Source organism: Dyadobacter koreensis (assembly GCF_900108855.1).
GTDB classification, from domain to species: Bacteria; Bacteroidota; Bacteroidia; order Cytophagales; family Spirosomataceae; genus Dyadobacter; species Dyadobacter koreensis.
Map to the genome: position 1 here is coordinate 627,522 of NZ_FNXY01000001.1, position 21,775 is coordinate 649,296.

Genomic DNA, 21,775 nt, shown 5'->3' on the forward strand with positions numbered 1-21,775 from the left:
GGTTATAGAAATTTACTTATGGTATAATTTAACTTGATGGAGATTGCTCTTCCTGGCTTTTGCACACCGAAATTGTCATACATTTCAGCGTTCAGGATATTTTTGAAGTCCAGACTCGCAACCATTTTCCCATTCGGAAACCGGTAGCTTGCACCGATGTCGTGGTAAAACTGCGTTGGGGTTGTGAACCATTCTGACTCCATCCAGACGGTTCCAAAAGGCCCAACAAAGCCGGAATTATAATAGATATTAAGAATCGACTTCTTTTGAAACTTGTCATTGAGACGGTACTGCACACTGCCATTCATAGTAAAAAATGGCTCATTGGGCAGCTGTAAATTGTATAGATCGTGAGGGTTACCCTTTTGATCAAATTTCTGCTTGAATAAGGTATTGAATTTGGAAAAATTAAACAGTGCATTCAGCCGGTTGTCATACACATAAATAATCTCCCCTTCAAAACCTTTCGACTGCGTTCTTCCGATATTTACAAATTTTGTTACCTGAATATCTGCGTCACTTTCTCTTCCCGGCACGATCTGGTCTTCCACGGCCTGCTGGGTGATTTTATTGAAGCCATTTCGCCAGAACGCACTCGCATATAGTGTAAGTTTATGCTTGCCCATCTGCATCGGGCCGTGCCGGAAACCCAGATTGTAGTTCACATTTTTTTCTGGAACCAGACCCTGGTTTTCTAAGATATTATTTTCCGGATCTCCATAAAGCTGATTTTCAGTAGCAGCCACATACGAATTTTGGGTAGAGCCGATAATGTACATTTTTGAAACTGCATTGTAGGAAACCGTCGCGCCGTAACCTTTATTATTGTTGACTGTCTTTTTCTCAATCCGGTTGACCACATTGATACCATCCTGCTCAACGAGCTCAGGACGCGTTTGAATGGTTCTGTTTGATGTATATTTACCAAGTAAATTTGTCTTCAATTTGTCGCTGAAAAGCTGGGCTTCGTAGTTAAATGCCAGGATATTATTCATCACGCTGCTGACCGTAATCAAGTCTTTGTTAACCGGATTAAGCAAATCCTTATCATCCCGGTCGGTGGTTTCCAGCTTGTGGTTTACCGAAATACGGTGTCCAGGAAAAATCGTATAACCAAAATTGGTTCTCATGTTGGTGATTTGTCTGTCCACCTGAACAATGCTTTTGGGTCCCTGCTGGCCCATTCCCGCAGTGGGCGGAACAGGAATAATTGCGCCGTTTCGGATCAGCATACGCGGATTTCCATCCCAGTTATAGACCTGCCCAACTGTATCCTGAACATAAGTGCTTCTGTAACTTCTGACGGCATTTACGTTGACTGCCAAACCCTTGACCAGAAAATTATTCTTATTGTAATTCAGACTTGCCACATGAGCCTGATATTCGCCAAACCTACCCACGTAAGGCCGGGCCATGGTCGTTCCATGCGGTATTTCACTGTACGTATCAGAGATATTATACCCTAAAAAGAACTGATCAGCCCATTTGACATTGGTGAATCCCACTTCAAAACGCGCGCCGACAGACTTATACTGGTTGTTGAATCTTTTAGCCCGGTAGTAGCGTTCCAGCGTTCGGTCAGGGTGTACAAACTTGGAAAATTTCCCCCATGTTTCGTAGCTGTTATCTGTATACGTATAAAAGCCCGATGCCCGGGTAGTAAAGCCTGTGGTTTTATTTCGGTAAATTCCCGACAGATCAGCCTGAAATGTATTGAATGAACCATACGACATCGCCCCGGTGATATTATTTTGCGAAGCATCTTTTTTCAGCACCACATTGATGGCCCCGCCGACATAATCCCCTGTCAGGTGCGAAGGAAGTACCCCTTTATAGACCTCAATGCGCTCGATCATCGCAGGAGGAATATTGTTCAGATTGAAAGAAGAACCGTAAGTGGAAATTTCAATTCCGTCCAAAAACATTCCCACCGCACTGCCTGACATACCATTTAGATTATACTCAACACGTGAACCGACCCCACCGTTTTGACGAACGCGCACGCCCACCGCCCTGTCCAGCAATTCATTGGTTGTCAGATTTCTAAGTGATGCTTCCTTGGTTTCAATGACTGCAACTGCAAAACCGGTTGTTTCAATTTCCTTCTTTTCTGTTTTTTGAACAATCTTCACTTCATTAAGCTCCTGATCGGTTCTTGACACAACCGGATTAAATTCATGAATAGGTCTGTTTATGTGAAATTTCGAGGTTCTAGATTTAATTTCAATCGAAGTAATGACGATAGTTTGCTCTCCGTAAGGCACATCTTTCAACAGAAATGTACCGTCTGTTTCTGAAAACGTGGCAATACTGGTTCCTTCCACCCTTACGGTCACAAAGCTTACCACCGAACCTTTTTCGTCTCTTACTTTACCTTTGATAATCGCCTTTTTCGCAACGGTTGTCTGTGCAAACAGATTCAGGTTCAATAGCGTTACAATAGCTGTAATGAGTAAAGAATGTTTCGATAACATTATTTTTTCTTAATATTAATTTGCCTGGCAGCCGCACCGGTTAAGCCAAGTAAGCAGGGCTTACCTTTCGGTCTTATTTAGACTAAATATACTGAACGCAAATATAGATGGGTAAATGGAGTAAAAATGACGTTTCAGAGAATTCCGATGACGTAATCGGGAGTTTTTTAGGTTAAGAGAAGAGTCTGTTTGTAAAAAACAGGAATGAATCAACAGAAATATTCTTTTGATCCGGCGGATTTAAAAAATCTTTACAATTACACTTGCCAAGACCGTTTTGTGCGAACAGCCAGCCACAGCATGGAAGGGCTGAAAAAAGCTAATTTTTCTTTAAATCTCCATCCCGTTTAAAGTTAGGCGGCCCGCCTTGCTGGTAAGGACAAAAAAGCTGACTAATCAGTCATTGGTTTGCTCTTGTAAAACACGTCTTAGGCGGTCTTGCCTCAGGTTTTGCGATGTTGGCAATCCATCCAACACATAATGCTTCGTCGACCGTGTCGCTTCTCTATGTTTTAGCAGCTTTGGAAGTATTTTTATAGAATGACAATCGTACGGACTTTGCTACTAAAAGAAATGGCCTTACCACGCACGTCAATGTGCGCTGCTTGCAGCAGAAAAGGTCCTTTTGGCTGTTCTGTCGTTTCTTTATTTTTTTTAAATACCTTTTCCTTAATTCAGATTCTTTGCAGCCCGGCTCACCCAACTCGTAATTTGAATTTTAGAAGGACTACTTTGAATATAGGTATATATTTTTTGATCCTAAAGTCAATCTTTGTAGGTTGGCATACAATATGGGCAAGTCCATTGCCTTTCGCGTAATATTTTGAAACCTTTTAACTCAAATTCAATGCATAAAAGTATTTTGGTGACTATCGCCGGAGCGGCTTTTGTTTTTGCATCCTGCCAGAAAAAATCCTCCGAAACCTCCGATGCCGTTAAGACCGACAGCATCTCGGGACCGGTCGAGACCCAGAAGGCCAATTCAGATTACAAACCTGCTTTTGAAGGTCAAACCCGGATCATAGGCGTTAAGTCGGCTACCGCCTATGAAGGCAAAGTATTAAGCAGTGAACTGAAAAGCCCATGGGGCATTACAACACTTCCCGATGGCCGTCTTATTATCACTGAAAAAGCAGGCACCATGCGAATAGCCACTACCGAAGGCATTTTGAGTGCACCGATCATGGGTATCCCTCCGGTAAATGCAGACGGGCAAGGTGGTCTGTTAGGTATTCGGGTAGATCCGGATTTTGGCATGAACCGAATGGTCTATTGGGTGTTTTCAGAGAAACGCCCCGACGGAAATCTGACCTCGGTTGCAAAAGGAAAACTATCTTCGGACGAAAAACGAATCGAAGGAGCAACAGTCATTTACCGGGCGACTCCTGCCTATGCCGGAAATCTTCATTACGGAGGGCGCATTCTTTTTGACAAAAACGCCAATCTGATCATTAGTACCGGTGAGCGTTCTGATACTGTTACCAGACCCCAGGCCCAGCACCTGAATTCCAGTCTTGGAAAGGTAATCCGGATCACCAAGGAGGGTAAGGCGGTCTCAGGAAACCCATTTGAAGGTAAAAGTGGCGCTAAGCCAGAGCTATATTCTTATGGACACCGAAATGTTCAGGGACTGGCCTTTCATCCGGTCACAGGCGATTTATGGGAAGTGGAATTTGGTCCAAGAGGAGGCGATGAGCTGAACCGTATTGAAGCCGGAAAAAACTACGGCTGGCCCACAATCACTTACGGTATCGAGTACAGCGGCAAAAAAGTTGGCGATTCAATCCAGGTTAAGGAAGGCATGGAGCAACCCGTATACTACTGGGACCCTGTTGTCTCGCCAAGCGGTATTACCTTTTACAGCAGCGACAGTATCCCTGAGTGGAAAAATAATCTTTTCATAGGTGGACTAAGCAGTATGCATATTGCAAGACTTATCATCGAAAATAATAAAGTGGTTGGCGAAGAACGATTGCTTTCGGGCGAGGGCCAGCGTTTCCGTGATATTACCGAAGGAAAAGACGGTGCGCTTTATGCCGTGACTGACCAGGGCAGATTATACCGTGTTTACAAAAAATAAAATAAGATTTCAAACCTATCTTTAACATCAGGTTTGAGCTTCGGTCAGAAAATTCTCAAACCCGTGCCCAGATACGTTGTTTGAGAATTTTCTTGTTTTCAGGCCACTGCTTTTCGTATAAAAAACCGTTTATTTTGTACAGCATTTATAAATTTCCCTTTTTGCTGTGCGATTCTATTCCCGGAGTGCTGACTCGCTTTCACGGCTCTACGTCACTTTTGGTGAAAAATAAATCGATTCCGGTTTTATATCTTTGCATAACCCTGACGAAAAATATTGTTCGAACAATTTCATTCTGTCTATGATATTAGAAGTAGCGATCCTACATGTCAAAAAGAATCAAGAAATTGAATTTGAAAGAGACTTTGCATTAGCCGGTAAACACATCAGTTCGACAACTGGCTATATAAGGCACACGCTACAAAAATGTGTTGAACAATCTAATAAGTACTTACTACTGGTAGAATGGAATAAGCTTGAAGACCACACAATCGGTTTTAGAGAATCTGACGCCTATAAAGATTGGAAGCGTCTGTTACACCATTATTACGATCCATTTCCAGTTGTAGAACACTTTGAAATGATATTGACAAACCCGTAATAACAAATCTGTCTACAAAAAATACTAGATATTATAGTCTGCTACAACATTTAAAATGTTTTCACCAAAAGTGACGATCAGCCACTTTCACCGCAATCTTTATGACGATTTAACAAGCCATCGGAATCGCCTTTTCACCACCACGCTTTTTGCACCAGAATAACCAACATAGGCTATCTAACTTTGTCATAACTCTTTTACAAGCTTGGCTGGAACGCCTGCAACTACTGTGTTGGCAACTACATCGCGGCTCACCACAGCACCTGCCGCTACCACTGCATTTTCGCCAATAGTCACGCCGGGCAAAATCGTTGCACCTGCCCCGATCCAGGCATTTCTGCAGATGATGACCGGCTTAGGAATCAATGCTTCTCTATCCGATGGATCTAACGGGTGGTTTTCAGATGTGATATTTACCCGTGGCCCGATCATTACGTTATCTTCAATTGTGATGCCACCAATGTCCAGAAACGAGCAGGCGTGATTGATAAACACATTTTTGCCCAAGGTAGTAAAACGCCCGAAATTAATATAAAATGGAGGAAATATGGTTGTAGATTCATCAATACGGATTCCCATGATCTCACCTAACCTTTGCCGTACATCATCAAGATGAGATGCACTTGCATTCATTTCCACACATAACTTAATGGTCCGGGCAACAACTTTTCCAAACTCGCCATAGCCCGGATCGGTTTTTCTTATTACTTCGCCGGCTTGCATGCGGGCAAAGATGTCCTTTGATTGATCTAGGGTCTCCATTTTAGCTATTGTTCCAATGTGAAACTAACCGTTACATTTCCTGATCCCAGTGCAGCAACCAAGCCAGATACGTCATCAATTTTTCCAATGCGGGTATAGCGGTATGAGGTATTGAATGCTTCATAAAACAGTACAAGTGTATTGGCATTGTAGAGCATCAAGTCTCCGGCAGCAACCCTGCCCGCAGTGGCTGGATTACTGGGCAGGCTGGAAGAAAAATTATAGTACTTTTCATTCCCGTTAAGCTCAGCCATCGAAATGACAAGCGGAAGCCGCGCTTTGAATGCCTTGGCTGTGGCGTTATCAGCAAGGCTGGCGGTGAACGTTTGCGAACCAACCCGGACGATGATCCGGGTTGTCGGGGTTGAATCTACTGCATCTTCCTGTTGGTCTATCCCCGTATTTTGGGCCGGGGAAGCAGCATCGGTATTGCAGGCCATCAAAGCGGTCAGCACAAACATAAGTTTTATGATCGGAATGAGCGATCTACGCATATTTAACAAATCAATTTTCACTGTTATACTCTGCCTGTGTCACAGGCTGCATCCAGTTGACAATACCTTTTTCTGTATTGGGTATGATGTAAAGCTGTTGCATACCACTATTTGGGCTTGCGCCATGCCAATGCAGCACATTGGGCGGACATTTAACTACATCCCCCTTTTTGAGATATTCTTTTGGTTTACCTTTTATCTGATGAAAACCCTCACCATCGGTAATGATCAGTATCTGACCGGCCGGATGCGTATGCCAGTTGCTGCGAGCGCCCGGCTCAAAGTACACGTTTCCTACAACCGAAGAATAAGTAGTGTCTGCACTCACCAAACTGTAAGTGAAAGCATTACCCGTGAAATTGGATGCCGGTCCCTTTTGACCTTTGGGGAAAATACCCTGACTTACATTTATCTGCTTTGGCGGGGACTGACCGAAGGTATCCTCAGCAGAGAGCAGCAAAGCTATCAGTACAAAAAAATGCGGGGTAACAGGTAATCGAAATTTCATTTTTCGGCTCATAATACTGTTTTTGATAGATTAAACCATTTTTCGCATCACTTTATCGGGTGTAATCGGCAACTCGCGGATTCGCTGCCCGGTGGCATTAAATACGGCATTGGCAACAGCTCCTGCAAACCCTATCAGCGCAATCTCGCCCATGCCTTTGGCACCCATCGGGTTGATGACCGGGTCTGGCTTGTCGATAAATATGGTTTCAATAGCAGGCACATCAGCATGCACGGCCACATGGTAGTCGGCCAGATTATTATTAACGAACCGGCCAAAGCGGTGATCGATAACAGCTTCTTCGGTCAGGGCCATGCCAATACCCCCCGCTACACCTCCAATCATTTGACTGGCCGCAGTCTTGGGACTGATAATGCGTCCCGAGTCAGCCACGCTTACCGCTTTGATAACCCGCACAGCACCAGTTAACGGATTCACCTTCACTTTTACAAAGTGTACCGAAAAGGAATACATAGAGTATTTTTCCAGATCCGGGCTGCCTTTTGAATCGGCATCTTTTTCAATCTTGGTAAGCTGACTGGATTTCATCAACACATCAACTGCTACTTTTTTGCCAGGCTCTTTTTCCACAGCAACCACGCCATCAGACAGCGTCAGCTCCGTGGGCTGTCTGCCTGCCAGCGCGCCGCCATCTTTCAGGGCGAGTGCAAAAAGTTCGTTCTTTACTTTGGAACACGCATCGAAAACCGCTGAACCCACAGCCGAGACAATCGCCGAACCGCCTTGTGTAGGCGCTTTGGGCAAAGATGTATCGCCATATTGCACTTTAATGCGGTTGAAAGGCACACCAAGTACATTATGAGCGATCATCGTCAATGCGGTACCTGTCCCCGGGCCGATATCGGTTACCGCGCTTTGAATCACCAGCGATCCGTCTGAGCTGAGTATGACCCTGGCCGAGGCTTCCCACCGGAATGCATTGAACACACCTGTGCTCATGCCATAACCCACGAACGAATTCCCTTCCCTCAGCATGCCGGGCTCACTTTTACGATTTTTCCAGCCGATTGCTTCTGCCCCACGCTCATAGGCTTCTTTCAAATGCTTGCTTGAATAAGGCCGGTCATGTTCAGGGTCGGTCTGGGTATAGTTGAGCAGGCGAAATGCAATAGGATCTAGTTTAAGTTTATGAGCCATTTCATCCATAGCAGACTCCAGGGCAAAGGCCCCTGTTGCCTCGCCGGGTCCGCGCATCCAAATGGGTACGCTCCGGTCAAGCCGCACCAGGCGGTAGCGGGTACTGACATTAGGACAAGCATACATAAAGCGGGTCATGTTGACAGTTGCCTCTGTAAAATCCTCATAGCTGGCCGTCTCTGCGGTAGCGGCATGGTTGATCGCTACGAGCTTTCCATCTTGATCAGCCCCTATCTGAATGGTCTGGACTGTATAAGGCCGGTGACCGACCATGGTAAACATCTGACTGCGGTTCATGACTAGCTTGACGGGCCGTCCCACCTTTTTGGCAATCGCCACCACGGCTGTTTCCTGTGGCCAGGTACGCAATCCCATTCCAAATCCGCCTCCCATGAATTCGGTATGCACCCGGATATTCTCAGGATCGACCTGGAAGGCCTGTGCCATAGCCTGTTGGGTTGCATTGACGCCCTGGGTTTTGGCGTAAATCATTAGCTGCTGTTTACCTGTCCAGTGCGCAGTAATTCCATGAAGTTCCATGGGGTTATGCACTTCAATGGGAATTTTATAGTCGGCTTCCAGCTTCACCACAGAAGATTCGTAGGCTTCGGCTTCGCCCCGTTTGTAGTCACCGCCCTTGGGCGTGACTTGCTTTTCTATATTCTTTTCCAGACTGGTCCTGGCACTTTGCTTGTTATATGTGGCTTTGATCAAAGAGGCGGCGTAGGTGGCGCGCTCAAAAGTATCTGCGACGACCATTGCAACGGGCTGCCCATCGAAAAGGATCTTTGGACTGCTCAGAATACGGTACGTCTCTTCGGTGGCCGGCTTGGGCTTCCCACCGTCTGACTGTCCGCTCACGGGCATATCCCAGCCCGGAATCGGCGGCATGTTTAGATGTGTGAACACCCCTACTACGCCGGGAGCACTCACCGCTTTTTTTGTATCGATACCTGTAAGTATGCCTCGGGCAATTTCGCTGCCGACAATGACACAGTAAGCCAGATCCGGAAGGTCGAAATCAGCAAAGTATTTAGCCCCGCCTGTTACTTTCATCCGCCCGTCAACCCGGTCAATTGCAGGATTCTTGGTCTCTTTTTTCATGGTTCAGGCGTTTTCTGTGGCTATTTGAAGTGCTTCAACAATTGAGTTGGGGGCTAGCGTAAGCTTAAAATCATTTTCTCCATAGCCTTTTGCGCTGGCCATGGCCAGCGTAGCGGCTTGTTTGAAATTAAATTCGCTGGCCTCTTTGCCTTTTAAAAATTGTTCAGCTTCACTGAGTCGCCATGGTTTGTGCGCCACGCCACCCATAGCCAGCCTCGCCTGTTGAATTATTTTCCCTTTCATCTCAAGGCCTACACCAACCGAGACAAGCGCGAAGGCATACGATGCCCGGTCACGTACTTTAAGGTAATAGGAGTGCTCAGCGAATGCATTTGTAGGCAGATCAACAGACGTGATTAGTTCTGCCGGTGCTAGCGTATTATCTTTTTGAGGAATATCACCCGGTAGCCTGTGAAACTCAGTAAAAGAAATGCTTCTGTCCCCTTTTGGGCCCGTGATGTTTACAGTGGCATCAAGGGCTGCCAGCGCAATGCACATATCGCTGGGATGTACTGCTATACACTTGGCAGACGCGCCAAAAATAGCATGCATCCGGTTGCTTCCGCCAATAGCCCCACAGCCGCCAGGGCCGTTGGGCTGGCCTTTATCAGGCCCGGATTGAACCGGCCCCCGCTTGTTGCATGGCATGGAGTTATCATAAAAATAAGAGCAGCGGGTGCGCTGCATCATATTTCCGCCTACGGTCGCCATATTACGAAGTTGCGCGGACGCACCTGCGTTAAGGGCCATCGAGAGTAGCGGGAAATGCTTTTTAATCAGTTCATGGTCGGCCACCGCAGAATTCTTCGCCATTGCTCCAATGCGTATACCGCTACTGGTTTTCTCGATTGCTGCCAACGGCAACTTGGTTATATCAACCAGTTGTTCAGGAATGATTACCTCACGCTTGATCAAATCGATCAGGTTTGTGCCACCTGCCAAAAAATAAGTACCGGCAGTCTTGCTGATAGTCGAAACAGCAGCCTGGGGGGTGGTTACACGCGTAAATTGGAATGGATTCATAGTTGGCCTCCTTTATTTTTAACTTCCATCACTGCTTCAACAATGTTTGCATATGCGCCGCAACGGCAGATGTTGCCGCTCATGTATTCACGCACCTGTTCGGGCGTATCCGCGTGGCCTTCACCGATACACGCAACCGCGGACATAATCTGCCCGGGAGTGCAATACCCGCACTGAAAACCATCGTGTTTGATGAAAGCCTCCTGCATGGGATGGAGTTTGTCGCCACTGGCCAGCCCTTCAATGGTAGTCACCTTCGCCCCTTCGGTCATCAGCGCCAGTGTTAAACAGGAATTAATTCGCTGTCCATCAAGATGCACGGTACATGCCCCGCATTGCCCGTGGTCACATCCTTTTTTAGTACCTGTCAAATGAAGTTGTTCACGTAGCAGGTCCAGTAACGTTACCCGTGGCTCGACGGAAAGTTGTTTGGCTACGCCGTTGATTTGCACACGAAGCGGCTGCTGCTCGAAGGCGGTGGCCAGCTTTTGGTCAAGACCTTGATCGACCGCTGCAATTGCAACCGGGGGCGTAAGTGCAATGGCGGCCAGTACGCCCGATTGCTTCAGGAAATCCCGCCGCGAAGCATTGGGTCTTTCTGGCTCATTGGTGAGATTCTCTTGTTCCATAATGGACATTTTAAGGTGAGAAGTAACAGTTCTTATGAAAAGCTAACTCATATAAGATCTGTGCCACATAAGCTTGTCATCAAATCTATTAACAACAGTTTATTTAGCTGTAAATCAAGTCTTTTAAATCCGTTCATTCAATCCGGATACAACTGAGCTAAGCAGGATGATTGCATGGAAAGTAAATCAAAGGAAGCACACGGTGCGCCTTATCGGTTTTTTCTGGCACACTGTGCCTGATGCTACTTAATAATGCAGCTTTGAGCTTTTTTGATCACCACCTATTAATAAGCTAATGGTATTACTTTTTATATTGTATGTCACTCACTTTTTCCAACCAGGTCACAACTTCTCCGTTTACATCTTCCTGTATGGCAATATGGCTCATTGCTTTATTCGCAGATGCGCCATGCCAGTGCTTTTCATCAGCTTCAAACCAAACAACATCACCTGGCTGGATTTCTTCAATAGGTCCCCCCTCCCGCTGGGCCCACCCTAGGCCCGAGACAACGATAAGCGTTTGTCCTGCCGGATGCGTGTGCCAGGCGGTCCTTGCGCCTGGCTCAAAGGTTACCAAGGCCCCGGCACCTTTGGTGACCTGCTTCTTAGAAAACAACGGGTCGATTCTAACTTGGCCACTAAACCACTCCTGGTTTCCTTTCGAAGAAGACTGCTGTCCGTTTTTTATGATTTCCATGTTCTTGTTTGTCTAAGATGAATTGATACTATCGTCAGCAATCGAGTTGAGCGTTATATTCAATGGTGCCTGGCAGCTAAGATAAACATGTTTCTTATAAGCCCACTTCCTTCCCTACCTGATACAAAGATACCCGGCTTTGCAGCAGGGTATATAAAGAAATACAAACCAATCATTAAGAATTTCAAACCATCTCTACACGATGAGCTTTCGGGTTTGTGCCGGTCATTCGCTTGAAGAAATTATTGAAATAGGTAGGATACTCAAAGCCTAACGCGTAAGCAATCTCTGAAATATTCCAGTCTGTGTGCTGCAATAAAGCTCTGGCTTCAGATGCGATCCGCTCTGTAATGTGGGCTGTGGTAGGCTTTCCGGTAACTTGCTTGACGGCACGGTTCAGGTAATTGACATGCATATGCAGGCTTCTGGCATAATCCTGCGCTGTCCTTAACTGCAATGGCCGCTCAGCGCTTTCCACCGGGAACTGCCTTTCCAGCAACTCCAAAAATACTGCCGCAATCCGGTTGGCTGCGTTTTTTTGATGAATAAATTCCTCAGAGGGACGCAGCTTCAACGCCTCATGGATAATCAGGTTGATGTAATTCCGCATCATATCATCTTTATACTGATAGTCGGTCTTTTGCTCTTCTATCATTTTTTCAAAGAGAATATTAAGAAATTCGCGCTGCGGCTCGGATATTTTAAGTATCGGGGTGCCGCCGAGCTTGAAAAGCGGTGATTGCTGCAGGCTTTCGGTGCGATCAGGAAAAGTCAAAAACTCCTCTGAAAAAAGGCACGTGTAGCCAGCGTAACTTGTCGAAAGCGTTTCCCAGGAATAAGGAATATGGGGATTACCGAAAAACAAAACAGTGCCATGTTCTTCAAAGCTCCGCTCAGAATAGTGTATCCGGCTATGCCCCGTTGTCAGGCAAATCTTATAAAAGTCCTTCCGGCTGTAGCTGCGGGTCGCTGCCCCGTCACTTTCAATCTGAAATACGTTGAAGCCTTTCAATTTGAGTTGGTTATTGAACTCTGATAGCGGGCGTGGCTTGCTTTTTTTCATCTGGGATGGATTGGAAAGGACTTAATAATATCACACTTACCATGTCAAGGAGTGCGAAACTCCACAAAGGTATCCAGACACAGAAGGTAAATGCAATTTGGTTCGAAAAACTTAATGATTGGTTTGAAAAACTTAATTCATAACTATGAAGATTTATGAGCTTTGTCAGGGATATTTTGGCAGGCGGTCCACTCTCTGACTGCGTCTGATGCTCTATTAAAACCGCTGCACGTTCCATAAACGGAGGCCTTGGCTAGCTTTGTGTATAGGAAAATGGCCCCTGAGCTTGGCAGGATGATACCAGAGCTTCTCACCTGCGCCAGGCCTATCTTGCATAATAAAGCCCCGTGACTTAATTAAGTCAACGGGGATGGTTAGACCTGCACGGGTTTATCCAGTATGATTATGGCTGGTATCGTATACATAACTGATGCAAACAATCATGGAAACCAGCACATGGAGCCGGTGTGGAACCTGACAATTCGTTCAATAACACAAAACTCATCTTGTTCGCCACATAAATCCGCCCTTAAATTCGGGAAGATTTTATGCGCGCCCGCATGGCTCAACCGCCATTAAATTCTGGGCTCTTTGCGTGTGCTATCTTCTCTGCGTATGATCGAATAAATATCCGACCGTCTGTCTTTAAGGTTGCGCACACTTCCAAACTGATTTAATTCCCTTAACATGTCAATATCAACATCGGCAATCAAGATCATTTCTGTATTAGGAGTTGCTTCTGCTTTTATTCCGTTGGTCGGAAATGAAAAATCACAGGGGGTAAAAACCATGGACTGGGCATATTGAATATCCATGTTGTGAACCTTGGGCAAGTTGCCGACACTTCCAGCGATCGCAACATAACATTCATTTTCAATTGCTCTTGCCTGGGCGCAGTTTCTTACCCTTGAATAGCCGTTTTGGGTATCGGTCAGAAAGGGTACGAATAAAATATTCATTCCCTCATCGGCAAGGATGCGGCTTAATTCAGGAAATTCCACATCGTAGCAAATCAGGATGCCTATTTTTCCGCAATCGGTGTTGAAGGTCTTTAATGAATTTCCTCCTTGCATACCCCAAACCTTTGCCTCATCCGGCGTTACATGCAACTTTTCGAAACGTTCCATGCCGCCATCCCTTTTGCATAGATAGCCGACATTGTATAGTGTATTGTCTACAACCTCAGGCATACTACCTGTAATTATATTGATATTATACGATATCGCAAGTTCAGAGAAACGGTTAACAATTCGATCTGTATATTCTGCTAATTTTCGTATGGCGTCAGCTTCGGCGAGATGATTATAATCTGACATCAACGGAGCATTAAAAAACTCAGGAAACAGAGCAAAATCACACCTGTAACCCGAGACCGCATCCACGAAATACTCCACCTGCTGCATCAGCTCATCAAAGTCACTGTACAGCCTCATCTGCCATTGTACCAGGCCTAAACGAATAATAGATTTTGTAAACGCAGCCTGATCAGAAGTTTTCTCGTAGTAGACATTGTCCCACTCAAGAAGAACGGCAAATTCGTTTGAGTCTTTATCCCCCTCCAAATATCCCTGCAGTATCCGCGCCGGGTGAAAATCGTTAGAAAGCTGAAAATTTAAGACTGGATCATGAATGTCCTTATTTCGCACCTTTTCGATATATTCTTTGGCAGAAATAGAATCGGCATGTTGATGGTAATTGGGGATCCTTCCACCAAATACGATCCCTTTCAGATTTAATTTCTCACAAAGCTCTTTTCTATAATCATATAATCGCCGTCCTAACCGAAGACCTCGAAATTTGGGCCGTATAAATACATCAATTCCATACAAGATATCACCCTTGCTGGTGTGCGTATTAAAGCTATAATTCCCCGTTATTTCTCGGTACGTATGCTTGACGTCAACTTTGTCGTAATCGACAATAATTGATAAGGCGCACCCAGCGAGTTCATTATCCACTTTTATACCGACCTGCCCTTCGTGAAAGATATTGATCAGTGTCTTGATGTGATGCTCTTTCCAATAAGCATTGGGCATACTGGAATAGGTCTCAATCATCATTTCTTTAATCTCCTGGTAATCTTCTGGTTTTAGAAAAACCAACTCAATATTCTCAATGGATTTTAAATCTTTGTTTGCTTCCATAATGTTTCACTGCAAATTCTTGGCCCAGCGCAAGATAAATGCACTGGTTTGGGAGTTCGCTAGCCGTTTAATTCAAAATATTTAAGTTGTTTAATAAGTCCAATTAGACAGCAGTCATACCAACAGCTTCGAATCTAAGAGAATAAATACGGCTAAAAGTGCGCATAATACCATGAAATAGCAAAGATGCCGTGTTGATTCCTCAAAAATTGCTGATCTAAGGATAGTTTGAAAGTTGGGGTGATGCATCTGGAATTGCCCGTAATCTTTGAAAACTACGGCGCTAATAACGGTCGGATGCTAATGAAGTACCTTCTTCGCTCGCTTGCCTAATGCATCCCCCTACGGACTATTATTTAATCAACACCTTCACATTTAAAGCGATGCTACTAACTTTGAAGTTCTTTAAAATTGTTTGGGAAAAGTGCAAATTATACGTAGTTCGAAAACATCGGCACCTGCCGTCGCAAAGTTTGCTACCGGGTTGCTTAACCTTTAAACATTACCGGTTCCAAAAAGCAAAGACACTTGCCCATCTGAGTTTCCGGCCCTGAAATGCGGTCTGCCTAAATGGATATTTTTAAAAAATTGGCTCGCAGCACAAGGAAGAACAACGCATGACTAAATCAGACGCAGTTTGGATTGCACCACTTTAATTTTACCGGGTGCTAGATAACAAAAAGCGGGAAGAACTGCCAAAAGCAATTCTTCCCGCCACAAAATACATCAAAACATCCTTGAAAAATTGTTGAATCCCACTAATAAAGCTGATTAAACAGCCATTTGAAGGTTCCGTGTGACTGCGAGCGAAATGTGATTTCCGGGCCAAAAGCATACAGCTTGCCTTTTCCGACATTCGCCTCAAAGGCCGCCACTCCACCTTGCAAATAGGCTTGCCCCCAGGCCCACCCGCTTCGTAACGGGCTCGCATTAGGAAACCAGGCAAGCGGTTTGATCGTCCCTTTTGCAATGGCGTCAGGTGATACGGTAAAGACGGGACTGTTATCGAAATAAACATCCGTTTTAGCACTCATCCCCCAGCTTGCCTTGGCCGTAGTATCAACGCTTACATTCAAAAGACTACCCGGAATAAAGAATTTTTCTGATGGAAGCGGTTCATTGCTTCCATTTTTTGTCACTTCTGCGATCGCATTACGAACTGGTAATCCTAAGTGATAAGCAAGACCGGTACTGCTGCCGATGGTGACGATTTTGCCACCAGCTTCCATAAATTTCTTTAACTGTGGAATAGATTTGGAAGCTGTGATGGTCCCGATCATCGAACGAAATTCTTCGGGGACTTCTTCTTCTTTTGGACCTCTGCTGGCAAACATCGCATTCATTACTGAATCGCGCGCCGAAGGGGCTGAAATCGCCCGGGTTACAAATACGATCACGTCATATTTACTGCGCAGATCGGCAGCATCAATTTCTTTTGCGAAAACCACATTGAACGGAAAATGATACTGCTCAAGCATCCATCGAACCCAACCCGAAGGCATTGAACCACCGTAGGTATCCCAGAGCGCAACTCTGAGCGGGGCCACTTTCTGCATTGTACCAGACGGTTTTTTAGACACTGCACCAATCTGGATTCCGAGCTCTTTCGATGATTTTTCGACAACACTTTTTGATTTTGTACTTTGAGGAATATAAAAAGTTCCGTCCGACAGCCTGTAAACATCCGCGCCTGCTTTTAAAAGATCATTTACCGCTATAAATGCGTCATTCACACTCGCCTTGATTTGATAACCCGCTGATCCCGAAGCCACATTACCAGCTGCAAGCTGCAACGTTCCATAAGGCATCTTTTCAAACGGACCATCAAAACTTTCCAGAATCCGGTCAAATTTTACACCCATCTGAAATGCAAGGGTCCAACCGGCAGCATCGTAAGGCCTGATCGGAGGGCCACCCGGATACTGAAAATCATTAGGATAATCCTGAGGTTCGAACATGTCAATGATATGCGGCCGAAAAGCCTGGGCTGTCTTGACAATGTACGATCCGGCCGGATAACTTTTGCCAGCCACTGTAAAGGCTGATTTGGATTTCTCAATCTGGATCCCGGTTCTTACCAATGCATTAATAAATTTGACCGCAGTTGGAAAGTCAGCCTGATCAGACGGAATAATATATCCCCGCGGATCACGCTTGGCAGGTGCCTGAAAAATATCATCATAATATTTTGATGGGATACCTCCGCCACCACGGAAAGCGCCGCCAGCCGCCGCCGATTCTGGTGTTCTTGGCCGGGCTTTGGCCTGATCTGCTTTGTAAGCCACATTAATTTCGTCGACTCGTTTTGGCGTCGGTGTCCAGTAGTCGCTGCTTCCGCGCCTAATTGAATTTTTACCCATCACATAAATATTGTAAAGCAAATGATCGCTGTTACGCGCGGCATAATCCAGAATGGAATAATTCAGCGATACAGAATAATCGATAGATTGCTTAAAATGCCAGGTTTTCTGAGGTGTCACCGGAAACGGTGTGTTGTTGTTAGGAATTAAACGCTCAGGAACCAGCGGCACCGGCTCTGGCGTGGGCCCGCCGATGATCTCGGTTAGAATACCGATCATATTATGAAAATGTGTTGTCGTACGAAGTCCGCCGTTATACCAGGTTGAAAAACTAGAACCGGTCAGACGGGTAAAACCTGGTTTATTTTCTGCATTCAGCCGGTTGTACATGGCCGCGCCCACCGCGTCTATTCCGGTTACCATCATCGGATCAAAAACATAATTAAACGGATCACGGTAAGGAGGCCCGGCCAGGATTGAACCCGCCGGTCCGCGCTGATGGTGATTGTACATAATCTGCGGGATCCATTCAACAAAAAGCTGCTTACCCATGTTGCGGCTCTCCACCTGATTCTGAATGAAAAAATCACGGTTGTTATCATGGCCGATATACTTTTGATACAATCTGGGTATCCCTTCATTTTTACGTTTTACCGGATCCTTTTCTCTCATATACCAGTCCGATACAAGCTCCTGCCCATCTGGATTTGCGTGCGTGAAGAGGATAATGACGTTATCAAGAATCCTTTTATTTTCTGCATCGCTGCGGCTGACCACATTATAAATGGTCTCGATCAGCTGGTGTATGCCGACAACTTCTGTGGCATGAAGACCGCCGTCGATCCACACAATAGACTTCCCTTCTGCTGCCATAGCCCGTGCCTGCTCTTCGGTGACACCCTCAGCCCTGGCCATTTTAGTAGAAATTTCCTTGTAACGGTCAAGCTTTTTAAGATTTTCTGGCGAGGACACAATCAGCATATACTGATCTCGTCCTTCGGCTGTTTTGCCAATTACGGTAAGTTTGAGCCGGTCAGAAACCGAGGCCAGTTTTTTCCAGTACGCCTCAGTTTGCGTAAAATTGGCCAGCTGATAATCATCGCCGATATTAAAACCAAAATGCTCCTTTGGCGTCGGGATCTGTGCCCACGCGGATTGTACTGCTGCGAGCAGTACCGCTATCAAAAAACGGCTAAATACATTTCTCATTCGGTCAGGTTCGTTTTATAAAGTTCATTGAATAACAGCTTGAAGGTGCCATGCGACTGTCCGCGGAAGGTAATCTCCGGACCGAAGGCGTAAAGTTTTCCCTTTCCAACTTTCGCCTGAAAAGCCACGACGCCACCTTTCAGATAAGTCTCACCCCACGCCCATCCGCTGACCAGCGGTTTGGCCGAAGAAAACCATGCGAGCGGTGTAAGTCCTTTGATGGCAGCATCCGGCCCGATATGAAATACAGGACTATTGCTGAAAACGACATCCGCTTCGCTGGCCATTCCCCAGTTTGCAGGCGCCTGTTTGTTGAAGGAAACTTTAAGGATACTACCCGGGATGTAATAGCGTTCTCCGGAAAGATTTTTGGTTTCGCCCTTCGCATTGACCTCGGTTAAGGCATTCGTTACAGGCAATCCTAAATGATACGCCAGTGTGGTGCTCGAACCAACGGTAACAATTTGACCACCAGCCTCCATGAATTTCTTGAGTTCCGGTATTGATTTGGCCGGTGTTATCGTACCCAGCCAAGGACGATATTGTTCTGCAATTTCTTCCGGTTTAGGCTGTCTTCCAAAACCTCTTCCCTCTCCGCTGCCCGCGTTGACGGGAGGAATTCCTCCACCAATAAACAAGATCACGTCATATTTAGAAGCGAGTCCGCCGCTGTCAATGTCCTTCGGATAAATTACTTTGAAAGGAAAATTATACTGTTCCATCATCCAGCGCACCCAGCCCGAGGGCATCGAGCCTCCGTAATTGTCAAAAAGCGCTATACGTGCGGGAGCAACTTTGACCATGGATGACGGACGTTCGCTGATCGCCAATGATTTGACGCCGTAACTTGCACCTGCTTTTTGAAGAATGGATTTTCCTTTTGCTGGAATAAAGAAGGATCCCGCAGCCGCCGCTGCTGTGCTATCTTTTGTACGGTAAACCTCAATACCGGCTTTCATCAAATCATTAACAGCCATAAACGCATTATTTACCCGCGAATCCACCAGATATCCGCCTTTCGAAGACGGCGTCGCAGCAGCAGGCATCGGCTGAACCTGACCGTACGGTATACGGTCAAACGGCCCATCGAAAGCATTTAAAATACGGTCAAATTTTACGCCCATCTGAAATGCCAGCGTCCATCCGGCAGCATCATACGGACGAATCGGAGGCCCGCCCGGGTATTCAAAATCATTTGGGTGGTTCTGAGGTTCGAACATATCCAGTACGTGAGGACGGAATGCCTGTGCTGATTTCACTATGTATGAACCGGCAGGATAGTTTTTACCTTCCACTGTAAACGGTGCGGTCGCTTTGTGAACAAGAATACCCGATTTGATCAGCGCATTGATAAACTTAACGGCTGTTGGAAAATCCGTCTGATCGGCAGGCAGGATAAATCCTCTGGGGTCACGCAGCACCGGATTGGTATAAACGGTATCAAAAAATTTCTGAGGAATTGTATTGGCGCCAAAAGCCGGAGCAGCAACGCTGTCAGGACGCGCACGATTAGCAGGAGCTGACTTTTTCGAGGCCTCAAATCCTTCGGTGACCGCCTGAGAATATTTGGGATACAACGTCCAGGTATCTTTGTTTCCTTTTTCAATCGAGCTTTTTCCCATTTTGTAAATATTATACATCAGCTCATCTCCATTGCGTACTGCATAATTGAGAATGCCATAATTGAGCGAAACAGAATAATCGATCGAACGGCGGTATGGCCAGTCCTGAGGCATGACCGGAAAGGGATTAGCATTGTTTGGGATCAGACGCTCGGGTACCAGGGGAATTTTCATCGGCGTCGGGTTGCCGGTGATTTCGGTAAGAATGCCTATAATGTTGTGAAAATAAGGTGTCGTGCGCAGTCCTCCGTTCCACCAGGTCGAAAACACAGAACCTGCAAGCCGTGTATAGCCAGGTTTGCCTTCCACATGCAAACGGTTGATCATCGACGCGGCAACGCCTTCAACACCGGTAATAATCTGCGGATCAAGAAGGTGGTTAAACGGGTCGCGGTAAGGCGGACCTGCCACCACCGAACCTGCGGGTGAAGTCTGATGATGATTGTAGATAATCTGCGGAAGCCATTCGACATACTGCTGCAAAGAAGTATTGGTTGTTTCTTTCATATTCATCATGTAAAAGTCACGGTTGTTGTCGTGACCTACATATTTCTGATACAACCGGGGAATATTCATATTTCGCTTCTTGGGATCTTTCTCGTTCATATACCAGCTCGCTACAATTTCCTGACCGTCAGGATTAACCTGAGAAAGCAAAATGATCACATTGTCAAGAATCTTCATCGTCTCCGGATCCTTGCGGCTGACCAGCTGATAATATGTTTCAATAAGCTGGTGCGAACCAACAGTTTCGGTTGCATGCAGGCCGCCATCGATCCAAATGACCGGTTTGCCTTCCATAACCAGGGCGCGGGCTTCATCCTCAGTTATTTCGGCATGCGCCAGCTTTTGAGAAATTTCTTTATAACGATCTAATTTTTTAAGGTTGGCAGGCGAAGAAATGATCATCATCGGCTGTCGTCTACCCTCTTCGGTCGGGCCGATATCCACATATTCTGCCCGGTCTGAGATTTCAGCGACCTTTTTAAAATAGGCCTCCGCCTGTGTAAATGTGGCCAGATTGTAATCCTCGCCGATTGTAAAGCCAAAATGTTCCTTCGGTGTGGGAATAGTCTGGGCAAACGATGACGAAGCTGAAAAAATGAACAGTACTACATATAAACGTATTCGTATCATAGTGAACTGATTAGTGGTTAATAAGTAAACTGGAATAGCCATGATAAATGTTTGGGATACTCAGAAGACGTTTCTTGACACAATCAAGGTACCCCCCGAATCCAATTCCTTTGCATTTATAACAAGACACATTTTCACTGATTTTTAAAACGGACGCCAACCCGGCAGTCACAGGGTTCGCCACGCGATTCGTCACAGGCATTTTCCTGATACTGGACAATTTTCCTGCCATCTCCCATGGTCAAAATAAATTTGAACAAAAAGTAGTCATTCACCCCGACTGTACTCAGATTTGTACCTGTAAATGCTGCAAGCTGGGCAGGTGTGAGCGTAAAGGTTTTAGGAAAACTCGTAACCGTCTCATAGAGTTTGTCTGTGGCCAGCACTGTACTTGGTAACGGAAACTGACGTATGCTAGGAAATTCTCCGGCAAGTGAAAAAACTATCGGATAAGCCGGCGGACTTGATTCGCGCTTGTTAAAGCTAAGGTATACATCGATCGACTGCACGGTTGTTCTTCCAAAATCAAAATAATCAAGCGTCCATTCAAACTGCTGTTTGGTAGCATAGTCCGCTTCTTTCATATTAAAAAACGAAACATTTCCGGTCTGAACCGTAGGTAAGGCAGACTTTGCTATGTTAACGGTAACTTTCGGCGCAGCACCGGTTGTTGCTTTTTCCCAGTCATATTCTACATTTTTGCAGGAATCATTTAACAAACAGACGAGCAACAGGCTATACACAAAGAACTTTTTCATACTGGTTAGTTT

General features: G+C 45.7%; 15 protein-coding genes. 2 read left to right on the top strand and 13 right to left on the bottom strand.

Annotated elements, in window-relative coordinates; translation table 11 throughout:
• Positions 1–2 precede the first annotated feature (2 nt).
• Complete coding sequence (locus BMY70_RS02585; RefSeq protein ID WP_090331644.1) at positions 3–2,474, bottom strand: TonB-dependent receptor; 2,472 nt, start codon at positions 2,472–2,474, stop codon at positions 3–5.
• Positions 2,475–3,321: 847 nt separating this feature from the next.
• Here BMY70_RS02585 and BMY70_RS02590 point away from each other — a divergent pair.
• A complete protein-coding gene (locus BMY70_RS02590) occupies positions 3,322–4,554 on the top strand; it encodes a PQQ-dependent sugar dehydrogenase (RefSeq protein ID WP_090331646.1) in 1,233 nt (410 codons plus the stop codon).
• Positions 4,555–4,855: 301 nt separating this feature from the next.
• Positions 4,856–5,155, top strand: coding sequence for an antibiotic biosynthesis monooxygenase family protein (locus BMY70_RS02595; protein ID WP_090331648.1), 300 nt, complete (start codon positions 4,856–4,858; stop codon positions 5,153–5,155).
• 186 nt (positions 5,156–5,341) lie between these two features.
• On the opposite strand, the gene BMY70_RS02600 is transcribed toward BMY70_RS02595, so the two are convergent.
• The 12 genes from BMY70_RS02600 to BMY70_RS02655 all read right to left on the bottom strand — a co-directional run bounded on the left by BMY70_RS02600 (position 5,342) and on the right by BMY70_RS02655 (position 21,763).
• Positions 5,342–5,917, bottom strand: a complete 576-nt coding sequence (locus BMY70_RS02600; RefSeq protein ID WP_090331650.1) for a DapH/DapD/GlmU-related protein — start codon at positions 5,915–5,917, stop codon at positions 5,342–5,344.
• A gap of 5 nt (positions 5,918–5,922) precedes the next feature.
• Positions 5,923–6,411, bottom strand: a complete 489-nt coding sequence (locus BMY70_RS02605; protein WP_218148554.1) for a cyclophilin-like fold protein — start codon at positions 6,409–6,411, stop codon at positions 5,923–5,925.
• Positions 6,412–6,421: 10 nt separating this feature from the next.
• Positions 6,422–6,919, bottom strand: coding sequence for a cupin domain-containing protein (locus BMY70_RS02610; protein WP_090332605.1), 498 nt, complete (start codon positions 6,917–6,919; stop codon positions 6,422–6,424).
• A gap of 30 nt (positions 6,920–6,949) precedes the next feature.
• Entirely contained in the window at positions 6,950–9,181 is a 2,232-nt protein-coding gene (locus tag BMY70_RS02615) for a xanthine dehydrogenase family protein molybdopterin-binding subunit (RefSeq protein ID WP_090331654.1), read from the bottom strand.
• Between the two features lie 3 nt (positions 9,182–9,184).
• The gene (locus BMY70_RS02620; protein ID WP_090331656.1) at positions 9,185–10,204 is read right to left on the bottom strand and encodes an FAD binding domain-containing protein; all 1,020 of its coding nucleotides are present in this window, start codon (positions 10,202–10,204) and stop codon (positions 9,185–9,187) included.
• Positions 10,201–10,833: a (2Fe-2S)-binding protein gene (locus BMY70_RS02625; RefSeq protein WP_229209445.1), complete on the bottom strand. Its 633-nt coding sequence runs from the start codon at positions 10,831–10,833 to the stop codon at positions 10,201–10,203. Before BMY70_RS02625 ends, BMY70_RS02620 begins: the two co-directional genes overlap by 4 nt.
• A 301-nt stretch (positions 10,834–11,134) precedes the next feature.
• Positions 11,135–11,530 carry a (R)-mandelonitrile lyase gene (locus BMY70_RS02630; protein WP_090331660.1) on the bottom strand — a complete coding sequence of 132 codons (396 nt, stop codon included), beginning with the start codon at positions 11,528–11,530 and terminating at the stop codon, positions 11,135–11,137.
• Between the two features lie 184 nt (positions 11,531–11,714).
• Entirely contained in the window at positions 11,715–12,593 is an 879-nt protein-coding gene (locus BMY70_RS02635) for a helix-turn-helix domain-containing protein (RefSeq protein ID WP_090331662.1), read from the bottom strand.
• Between the two features lie 575 nt (positions 12,594–13,168).
• Complete coding sequence (locus tag BMY70_RS02640; protein ID WP_090331664.1) at positions 13,169–14,737, bottom strand: carbon-nitrogen hydrolase family protein; 1,569 nt, start codon at positions 14,735–14,737, stop codon at positions 13,169–13,171.
• 758 nt (positions 14,738–15,495) lie between these two features.
• Positions 15,496–18,246 (bottom strand): M14 family metallopeptidase, encoded by a 2,751-nt coding sequence (locus BMY70_RS02645; RefSeq protein WP_090331666.1) that lies wholly within the window; start codon positions 18,244–18,246, stop codon positions 15,496–15,498.
• Positions 18,243–21,005: a M14 family metallopeptidase gene (locus BMY70_RS02650; protein WP_090331667.1), complete on the bottom strand. Its 2,763-nt coding sequence runs from the start codon at positions 21,003–21,005 to the stop codon at positions 18,243–18,245. Before BMY70_RS02650 ends, BMY70_RS02645 begins: the two co-directional genes overlap by 4 nt.
• A gap of 134 nt (positions 21,006–21,139) precedes the next feature.
• The gene (locus BMY70_RS02655; protein ID WP_090331669.1) at positions 21,140–21,763 is read right to left on the bottom strand and encodes a hypothetical protein; all 624 of its coding nucleotides are present in this window, start codon (positions 21,761–21,763) and stop codon (positions 21,140–21,142) included.
• Between the last annotated feature and the right edge of the window lie 12 nt (positions 21,764–21,775).

Excerpts from the sequence above, each read along its gene's own strand:
- BMY70_RS02585 (WP_090331644.1), bottom strand. The coding sequence starts at position 2,474 with ATGTTATCGAAACATTCTTTACTCATTACAGCTATTGTAACGCTATTG.
- BMY70_RS02590 (WP_090331646.1), top strand. The coding sequence starts at position 3,322 with ATGCATAAAAGTATTTTGGTGACTATCGCCGGAGCGGCTTTTGTTTTT.
- BMY70_RS02595 (WP_090331648.1), top strand. The coding sequence starts at position 4,856 with ATGATATTAGAAGTAGCGATCCTACATGTCAAAAAGAATCAAGAAATT.
- BMY70_RS02600 (WP_090331650.1), bottom strand. The coding sequence starts at position 5,917 with ATGGAGACCCTAGATCAATCAAAGGACATCTTTGCCCGCATGCAAGCC.
- BMY70_RS02605 (WP_218148554.1), bottom strand. The coding sequence starts at position 6,411 with ATGCGTAGATCGCTCATTCCGATCATAAAACTTATGTTTGTGCTGACC.
- BMY70_RS02610 (WP_090332605.1), bottom strand. The coding sequence starts at position 6,919 with ATGAAATTTCGATTACCTGTTACCCCGCATTTTTTTGTACTGATAGCT.
- BMY70_RS02615 (WP_090331654.1), bottom strand. The coding sequence starts at position 9,181 with ATGAAAAAAGAGACCAAGAATCCTGCAATTGACCGGGTTGACGGGCGG.
- BMY70_RS02620 (WP_090331656.1), bottom strand. The coding sequence starts at position 10,204 with ATGAATCCATTCCAATTTACGCGTGTAACCACCCCCCAGGCTGCTGTT.
- BMY70_RS02625 (WP_229209445.1), bottom strand. The coding sequence starts at position 10,833 with ATGGAACAAGAGAATCTCACCAATGAGCCAGAAAGACCCAATGCTTCG.
- BMY70_RS02630 (WP_090331660.1), bottom strand. The coding sequence starts at position 11,530 with ATGGAAATCATAAAAAACGGACAGCAGTCTTCTTCGAAAGGAAACCAG.
- BMY70_RS02635 (WP_090331662.1), bottom strand. The coding sequence starts at position 12,593 with ATGAAAAAAAGCAAGCCACGCCCGCTATCAGAGTTCAATAACCAACTC.
- BMY70_RS02640 (WP_090331664.1), bottom strand. The coding sequence starts at position 14,737 with ATGGAAGCAAACAAAGATTTAAAATCCATTGAGAATATTGAGTTGGTT.
- BMY70_RS02645 (WP_090331666.1), bottom strand. The coding sequence starts at position 18,246 with ATGAGAAATGTATTTAGCCGTTTTTTGATAGCGGTACTGCTCGCAGCA.
- BMY70_RS02650 (WP_090331667.1), bottom strand. The coding sequence starts at position 21,005 with ATGATACGAATACGTTTATATGTAGTACTGTTCATTTTTTCAGCTTCG.
- BMY70_RS02655 (WP_090331669.1), bottom strand. The coding sequence starts at position 21,763 with ATGAAAAAGTTCTTTGTGTATAGCCTGTTGCTCGTCTGTTTGTTAAAT.